The sequence below is a fragment of the Frankia sp. CeCAU1 genome, assembly GCF_977971845.1.
In genome coordinates this window covers 18,965-26,544 of record NZ_CDWWXA010000064.1, presented here as the reverse complement: position 1 = coordinate 26,544, position 7,580 = coordinate 18,965, and the positions used below count along the sequence as shown (strand labels likewise).

8 protein-coding genes and 1 pseudogene are annotated in these 7,580 nt (G+C 71.7%); 7 read left to right on the top strand and 2 right to left on the bottom strand.

What is annotated here, in order from left to right:
- Window positions 1-131 precede the first annotated feature (131 nt).
- Both AC08OO_RS12995 and AC08OO_RS12990 read left to right on the top strand, forming a co-directional pair.
- A complete protein-coding gene (locus tag AC08OO_RS12995) occupies window positions 132-572 on the top strand; it encodes a DUF6113 family protein (protein WP_476611501.1) in 441 nt (146 codons plus the stop codon).
- Window positions 573-700: 128 nt separating this feature from the next.
- On the top strand, window positions 701-1,363 hold the full coding sequence (locus AC08OO_RS12990; RefSeq protein ID WP_476611499.1) for a flavin reductase family protein: 663 nt from the start codon (window positions 701-703) through the stop codon (window positions 1,361-1,363).
- 75 nt (window positions 1,364-1,438) lie between these two features.
- Here the strand turns inward: AC08OO_RS12990 and AC08OO_RS12985 are convergent, their stop codons facing one another.
- Both AC08OO_RS12985 and AC08OO_RS12980 read right to left on the bottom strand, forming a co-directional pair.
- The gene (locus tag AC08OO_RS12985; RefSeq protein WP_476611498.1) at window positions 1,439-2,425 is read right to left on the bottom strand and encodes a transglutaminase family protein; all 987 of its coding nucleotides are present in this window, start codon (window positions 2,423-2,425) and stop codon (window positions 1,439-1,441) included.
- Window positions 2,422-2,898, bottom strand: coding sequence for a putative acetyltransferase (locus AC08OO_RS12980; protein WP_476611500.1), 477 nt, complete (start codon window positions 2,896-2,898; stop codon window positions 2,422-2,424). Before AC08OO_RS12980 ends, AC08OO_RS12985 begins: the two co-directional genes overlap by 4 nt.
- 88 nt (window positions 2,899-2,986) lie before the next feature.
- Here AC08OO_RS12980 and fdxA point away from each other — a divergent pair, with 88 nt between their 5' ends.
- From fdxA to AC08OO_RS12955, 5 genes and pseudogenes are all read left to right on the top strand, one after another.
- Entirely contained in the window at window positions 2,987-3,310 is a 324-nt protein-coding gene (fdxA, locus tag AC08OO_RS12975) for a ferredoxin (protein ID WP_011438232.1), read from the top strand.
- A 59-nt stretch (window positions 3,311-3,369) separates the two neighbouring features.
- Window positions 3,370-4,533 (top strand): annotated as a pseudogene (gene dapC, locus AC08OO_RS12970) (succinyldiaminopimelate transaminase); the annotation flags it as partial.
- An 86-nt stretch (window positions 4,534-4,619) separates the two neighbouring features.
- Window positions 4,620-5,462, top strand: coding sequence for a 2,3,4,5-tetrahydropyridine-2,6-dicarboxylate N-succinyltransferase (locus AC08OO_RS12965; protein WP_476611497.1), 843 nt, complete (start codon window positions 4,620-4,622; stop codon window positions 5,460-5,462).
- 92 nt (window positions 5,463-5,554) lie between these two features.
- Window positions 5,555-6,634 carry a succinyl-diaminopimelate desuccinylase gene (gene dapE, locus AC08OO_RS12960; RefSeq protein WP_476611496.1) on the top strand — a complete coding sequence of 360 codons (1,080 nt, stop codon included), beginning with the start codon at window positions 5,555-5,557 and terminating at the stop codon, window positions 6,632-6,634.
- Window positions 6,635-6,926: 292 nt separating this feature from the next.
- A partial coding sequence (locus AC08OO_RS12955) for a Rossmann-fold NAD(P)-binding domain-containing protein (protein WP_476611495.1) occupies window positions 6,927-7,580 on the top strand: 654 nt, incomplete at its 3' end.

The following is a 7,580-nucleotide window of genomic DNA, read 5'->3' as shown; positions in this document are numbered from 1 at the left end:
GCCCCGGGACCCCCGTGGCTGGGGCCTCGGGGTTGGTCGGCCTGACCGGGTGGGCCTGGCGGACGATGTCCTACTGTCGGAGAATGCCCCGTCCCAGCGCCGGTCCCCGCCGGACGCCGCCCGCAACCCGGTTGTCCCGACAGCCGGCACGGCCGTCGGGACAACCGTCCCCGGACCCGCAACCCGGCAGGGCCTTTCTGGCCGCTTCCTACACATTGGGGGTGTTTCTGGGGGTCGGGCTGGGTCTCTACGGCGTTTTCCTCGTTCCCGCCGGTCCGCGGCCGGGGGGGATGCTGCTGTCGCTCGGCGTACTGGTCGCGTTGGTGGGCAACGGGGGTGCCGCGCTGCTGGTGCGGTGGCTGACGGGCACCCGGCTGGGACCCACGACCGTGCTCATCGGCTGGGCCGTCGCCGTGCTGCTGTTCGCCAGCTCCCGCCCCGAGGGGGACCTGCTGTTGCGGGCGAGCGGATCCGGCTACGCGTTCCTGTTGCTCGGGGCACTGAGCCCGATCGCGATCGCCGTCCTCGCCGGGGCACGGCGGGGGCTCACGGCGCTTCCTCCCGGTTGCTGAGCACCGGTCCGGTTGCCGGGTCGTCTGTCTCGCCCTGGGAGATGTCACCGGCTCTTGTGATGTGGGAGATGTCACCGGCCCTTGGGGACTGTCGCCCACGTGGTGAGCGGAGCGGGTAGCGTGGCCGGGTGGGTAGCCCTGCGCACCGTGGAGAGAACCGGGCCGGCGCGCCCGTCTCCCCGGTCTCCCCGGTCTCCCCGGTCTCCCCGGTCTCCCAGACCTCCCCGGCCCTCCAGGCCGACCGGTCGACGCTGCGGACGGCGGACTTCCGCAGGGCGGTCGGCAGGTTCGCTACCGGAGTGACGGTCCTCACGACCGTCGCCGACGGTCGCCATCTCGGCATGACGGCGAACTCGTTCGTCTCGGTCTCCCTCGACCCGCTGCTGGTGCTCGCCAGCATCCGCCGGGACGCCCGCTTCCACGGTCCGCTCATGGCCTCGGGGGTGTGGGGAGTCTCGGTGCTCGCCGAGGACATGGCCGAGACGTCGCGCTGCTTTGCGAAACGCGCGTATGACCAGCCCGGTGACATGTTCGCGGGATGGGAGCACTCGATCGGGCCGGAGACCGGAGTGGTCCTGTTCGACGGCGCGCTGTCGGTCTTCGAGTGCCGGACGGTCACGACCCATCCCGGGGGGGATCACACCCTCGTCCTCGGTGAGGTCGTCTCGTTCGCCCAGCCGCGGGACGATGTCGGACCGCTCGTCTTCTACGACGGGCGCTACCTCGACCCGGTCGGTGCGGATACGGGAGGAACGGAGGCGCAGCGGGAAACGGACGCTTCCCGAAGCTAGCGGACGCTTCCCGAAGCTAGCGGACGCTTCCCGAAGCTAGCGGACGGTTCCCGGGCGGGCGGACGGTCTCCGGGGCTAGTTGAGCCGGGCGCGGGCCGCGGCGGCGGCCTGGCGGGCGGCCGCCGCGGAGGCCGGCTCGACCGCGGCCACCGTGTCGGCGAACGCGGTCAGATCGGTGGCTCCGCCGAGAAAGTCGCCCAACCGGACGCGGAGCTCGCCGCGCTCCCGGCGCAGGCTCGCCGGGTGGTGGGGGAGCAGCAGGGACAGCTCGACGGCCCACAGCCGCATGTGCGGCGCGTCCGAGCGTGCCCCGAGGACCCGGATGTTGCCGAGGATCCGGGTGAGCACGTCCTGCGCGCTCATCGGGGCGAGGTGGGCACGGGTGAAGGCGAACCCGGCCGCGCGTACCTTCTCCGCAGCGTCGTGCACCGTCAGTAGTCGGCCGGCGGCGAACGGATCGACGAGCACGTGGTCCTGGGGGGAACCCACCGCGACCACGACGTGCCCCGGAAGCCCGACAGGATAGGCGGGGACCCCGAGCCGGGCGGCCACCTCCAGCCAGACGACGGAGAGCAGGATCGGCAGGCCGCGCCGCCGGCGCAGCACATCGGGGAGCAGCGAGGAGCGCAGGTCGGTGTAGTCGTCCTCGGCCCCGGCGAAGCCGGCGGCGAGCCCCAGGGACTCGTGTAGCGTCTCGGCGGCGATCCTCGGATCGAAATCCCCCGCTCCCGGGCCGAACCCCTCCAGGCGCCCTGCCGCCTCGGATCCGGATTCCGGCTGTGCCTGTCCCGGCTGTGCCTGCCCCGGTGCGCCGGTCTGGCGTGCCACCGGCGTACCGTGCTCGGCCCGGGGGAACCGGGGCCGTCGGCTCGAGGTCGTCCGCGCGGCGAGCAGTGGACGGGCCTGCGCGGCGAATGCGTCGAGGGTGTTCAGGGTGGCGGTGGCGTCGGGGGTGTCGGCTGCCGGGTCGACCTCGGCGGCGAGCAGATGGCAGGCGACCGCCAGGTCGATCGGCTCGCGGCGCACGACCTCGGCGAACCTGCCGCGGCTGCGGGTGCTCACAAGAGCTCGCTCGGAGCGTTCACGCCAGGGGCGGCCGCCTCCGGGGCAGCCGCCCCTGGCGGGGCAGCAGCCTTCAGGCCGGGCACCTTCGGATCGGTCGTGTCCGGATCGGGTGTGTCCGGGACGGTCGTCCCCAGGACAGTCGCCCCCGCGATAGTCGCCTTCGGGGTAGTCGCCTTCGGGGTAGTCGTATTCAGGGTAGTCGTATTCGGGACAATCTCCATGAGAGCCGTCGCACCCGGGACATTCCGCGTACGTCGTGTCGGTGGGCGGGGTGGGATGACGCGTGCCGCTACGACGGCATCCTCGGTAACCTGGACGGGTGTGCCCTCGGCAGTGACAACCGTGAGCACGCCCGATGACCATGACCGCAACGTTCCGAGAACATCACTGAGGGATACCGGTCCGGGGATGCGGTGGCGGAGCATAACTCGCGCGCCAACATCGGCCGGAGTGATGCGGACGACATACACCACCAGCGCACGCCCTTGTTGTCGACACGGAACTGTCCAGGTCGATACTAAGGACTCAGTCGCCCGTGAGCCCGAGGAGGAAAAACCGGTGACCTACGTCATCGCAGAGCCCTGCGTCGATGTCAAGGACAGGGCCTGCATCGAGGAGTGCCCGGTCGACTGCATCTACGAAGGCGGACGGATGCTCTACATCCAGCCTGACGAGTGTGTCGACTGTGGTGCCTGTGAGCCGGTCTGCCCGGTGGAGGCCATCTACTACGAGGACGACGTTCCCGATCAGTGGAAGGGGTACACCGACACCAACGCGAACTTCTTCGAGGAGCTCGGGTCGCCTGGCGGCGCATCGAAGGTCGGCGCCCTGGACTTCGACCCGCCGACGGTCGCCGCGCTGGCTCCTCAGGGCGAGTCCTGAGCGGCCCGGGGAGACCCGGCAATATCTCCGGAGTCCCGCGGTCACCGGCCCGGTCCCGGGTGCGACTGCCCGACTTCCCGTGGGACCAGCTGGTCTCCTTCAAGGAGAAGGCCCGGCTGCATCCCTATGGGTTGGTCGACCTCTCGGTGGGTACTCCGGTCGACGCCACGCCGGCCGTCGTGCAGCAGGCGCTGGCCGGCTCCGCTGACGCTCCGGGGTACCCGCTGACCGCGGGTACCCCGGAGCTGCGCGAGGCGGCGGCAGGCTGGCTGGCCCGCCGGCTCGGCGTGCTCGTCGACCCGGGCGCGGTGCTGCCCGTGCTCGGGACGAAGGAACTGGTGGCCCAGCTCCCCGGTCAGCTCGGGCTCGAACCCGGTGACCGGGTGTGGGTGCCGACCCCGGCCTATCCGACCTACGAGGTCGGCGCGCTGCTCGCCCGCTGCGAACCGGTGGCGGGCCCGGCCGACGGGGTGACCCTGATCTGGTTGAACTCGCCGGGGAACCCGACCGGGCGGGTGCTCACGGTCGACGAGATGCGCGCCGTGGTCACCTGGGCGCGGGAGCGCGGTGTGATCGTCGCCAGCGACGAGTGCTACATCGAGCTGGGCTGGGAGAGCCGGCCCGTCTCGGTGCTGCACCCCGACGTGTGCGGCGGCTCCCACGAGGGACTGCTGGCGGTGCATTCGCTGTCGAAGCGGTCCAACCTCGCGGGCTACCGGGCCGGGTTCGTCACCGGTGACCCGGCCCTGGTCGAGGGTCTCCTCGCGGTCCGCAAGCACGCCGGCTTCATGATGCCGACGCCCGTGCAGGCCGCCATGGCGGCTGCGTACGCCGACGACATGCATGTGGCGGATCAGCGGGCGCGCTACGCCAACCGGCGGGCCGTCCTCGCGGCGGCGCTTGCGGTCGCGGGTTTCACCATTGATCACAGCGAGGCCGGCCTCTACCTGTGGGCAACCCGGGGTGAGGAGGCCTGGGCCACGGTGGACGCGCTGGCCGAGGTCGGGATACTCGTCGCGCCCGGGACGTTTTACGGGGAGGCTGGCCGGTATCATGTCCGGATCGCCCTGACCGCCGCGGACTCGCAGGTGGCGACCGTTCCCGAGCGGATGACGATGCTGTTGCCGGTCGCCGCCACGGGGCAGCCCGGCCATGGCGCTCGGCCCGGCCATGGCGCTCGGCCCGACTACGGTCAGCCGGTCACTCAGGGCAGCTATGGGGGTGCCGAGCCGGACATCCGTTAGCACCCGGCCCGGATCCGTGGCCCCGCCATCTCGTGGGGCCGGGGCCACCTCGTAGGGTCGGGCTTGTGAGCGCCTCGAACACATCCCTCGACTCTCCGATCGATCCCGCCGTCGACGAACTGTGGGAACGGCGGGCGGAGCTGATCCCCGCCGACGCCGACGCCCGCAAGATCGTGGTGGCCGCCGTCGACGCCATCGATGCGGGCGTGGCCCGGGTCGCCACGGTCACCGTGGACGGCTCGGTCACCGTTGACGAGCGGGCCAAGCGGGCGATCCTGCTGTCCTTCAAGGTTCTCGCCATGGTCGAGTCGTCCGCGGGCGACTTCCGCTTCCATGACCGGGTGCCGCTCAAGACCCGGTTCGACGGTGTGCGGGTGGTACCGGGCGCGATCGTGCGCTGGGGCGCGCACGTCGAGCCCGGGGCCGTCCTCATGCCGAGCTACACCAACATCGGCGGCTACGTCGGCGCCGGCACCCTCGTCGACACCTGGGCCACGGTCGGATCCTGCGCCCAGGTCGGCCGCAACGTGCACCTGTCCGGTGGGGTCGGGCTCGGCGGGGTCCTGGAGCCGCCGAACGCGGTCCCCGTCGTCGTCGAGGACGACGCCTTCGTCGGCAGTCGCTGCATGGTGGTGGACGGCGCGCGGGTGCGCCGCGGGGCCAAGCTCGGCGCCGGGGCGATCCTGACCGCCTCCACCCATGTCTTCGACGCCACGACCGGCGCGGAGTACCCGAGCGGGGAGATCCCGGAGCGGGCGGTCGCGGTCGGTTCCAACCGGGTGAAGTCGTTCCCGGGCGGAGAGTTCGCGATGCCCTGCATCCTGGTGCTGCGGACGCTCGCCGAGGGCGAGATCCACGACAAGCTGGCGTTGAACGACATCCTGCGGGAGCACGGCGTCGCCGGCTAGCGATCTTGTTGCCGGCTGGCGTCCTGTCGCCGATTAATGATCTTATCGCCGGTTAACGATCCGCTGGCCCGGTGACCGTAGGGTGTGACGGCATGAGCCTCGACCTCACGGCGCCCGTCGGCGAGCTGACCCGGGCGCTGGTTGACGTGCCCTCGGTGAGTGGGGACGAGGCCGCCCTCGCGGGCGCGGTGGAGAAGGCGCTCACCGCGGTGGACGGGCTGCGGGTTGACCGGGACGGTGACGCCGTGGTGGCCAGGACCGAGCTGGGGCTGCCCGGCCGGATCCTGCTTGCCGGCCATCTGGACACCGTTCCGCTGGCGGGCAACCTGCCCTCGCGTGTGGTGGGCGGGCGGCTCTACGGCTGCGGGACGTCGGACATGAAGGCAGGGGTCGCGGTCGCGCTGCGGCTCGCGGCCACGCTCCCGGTCGCCACGCCCGGCGCGATGAGCCACGACGTCACCTGGGTCTGCTATGACCACGAGGAGGTCGAGGCGGCCCGCAACGGGCTGCGTCGGCTCGCCGCCCGGCACCGGGACTGGCTGGAGGCGGATCTGGCCATCCTGATGGAACCGACCTCCGGCGAGATCGAGGCGGGTTGCCAGGGCACCCTGCGGGTGGTCGTGACGCTTCCCGGCACCCGGGCGCACTCGGCCCGGCCGTGGCTCGGGGACAACGCCATCCACAAGGCCGGCGATCTGCTCCGCCGCCTCGCCGGCTACCGGGCGCGGACGGTGACGCTGGACGGCTGCACTTACCGTGAGGGGCTCTGCGCGGTGCGGATCGACGGTGGGGTGGCGGGCAACGTGATCCCCGACCGGTGCCAGGTCACGGTGAACTTCCGGTTCGCCCCGGACCGGGGCCCCGACGAGGCGGTGGCGCATGTTCGCGAGGTGCTGGGTGGCTACGACGTCGAGGTCACCGATCTCGTCGGCGGGGCGCTGCCCGGGCTCGCCGCCCCGCACGCGGCGGCGTTCGTCGCCGCCACCGGTCGTGTGCCGGTGGCGAAGTACGGCTGGACGGACGTGGCGCGCTTCGCCGAGCTCGGGATCCCGGCGCTCAACTACGGGCCGGGCGATCCCAACCTGGCCCATACCCGGGACGAGTACGTCGAGCTCGCCGCGATCGACGAGGCCGAGCGGCTGCTACGGGCGTACCTGTCCGGTGTCTCCTGACTGTCGTGTCTCCTGACTGTCGTGTCCCTTGACCGCCTAGTCGCGATTTTTGTTACGCGTATGAGTCATCGGGGTTGACGTCGTGGATCCTCCTGTCTCGGCACGTTAGAGTTACTCGCGTATGTGCGGTGCCGGTCGGATGGGGGGTCCGGATGGCCGGTGGTGCGGCGGGTTCGGGGGCTCGGCACCAGGCCTGGGCACGTCGATACGCAGGTGACATGCGTGCTCGGCGCCAAGCAGCGCTCCCCCCGTCGTCGGTCCGAAGATGTTGCGGCCGTGGGGGGTCTGCCAGGTGACGGACACTGTCTTCAGCCATGCACAGGTGGGGTTGGCCGCGGGGCCGGGCACGGATGCCATTCCGAAACCGCTGGACGGGGCCGATGAGCCCGCCCGGTACGACGGGTACGACGGGTACGAGGTGGGCGCGGGCCCCGGCGCGGACGGAACATCCGACGGTGTCGTCGACTACCGGGCGAAGGTTCGCTGGGAACGGCCGTACGGCTGGCTGCTCGTGGGTTCCGACGCGGCCGCCTGCGTGGTCGCGGCGGGAGTGGCCTACCTGGTCCGCTTCGGCGGACTGGTTGAGTTCGACCTGAAGCCGGTCTCCGCGACGCCGTATGTCGCCATGTCGATCCTGCTGCCCGTCGCGTGGGTGTTGTCGATGTACCTGAGCCGGGCGTACGAGAGCCGGTTCCTCGGCAGTGGCTCGGAGGAGTTCCGCCGGGTCCTCAACGCCGCCGCGCAGCTCACCGCGGTGGTGGCCGTCCTGTCCTATGCGACCAAGGCCGAGCTCGCGCGTGCCTACGTGCTGATCGCCTTCCCGGCGGCGCTGCTGCTGACCGTGGCCGGCCGCGCCACCGCGCGCGGCTACCTGCACCGGATGCGCCGGGCGGGCCGCTGCCTGCACCGGGTGCTGGTGGTCGGGGCGGGGGACTCCGCGGCGGCG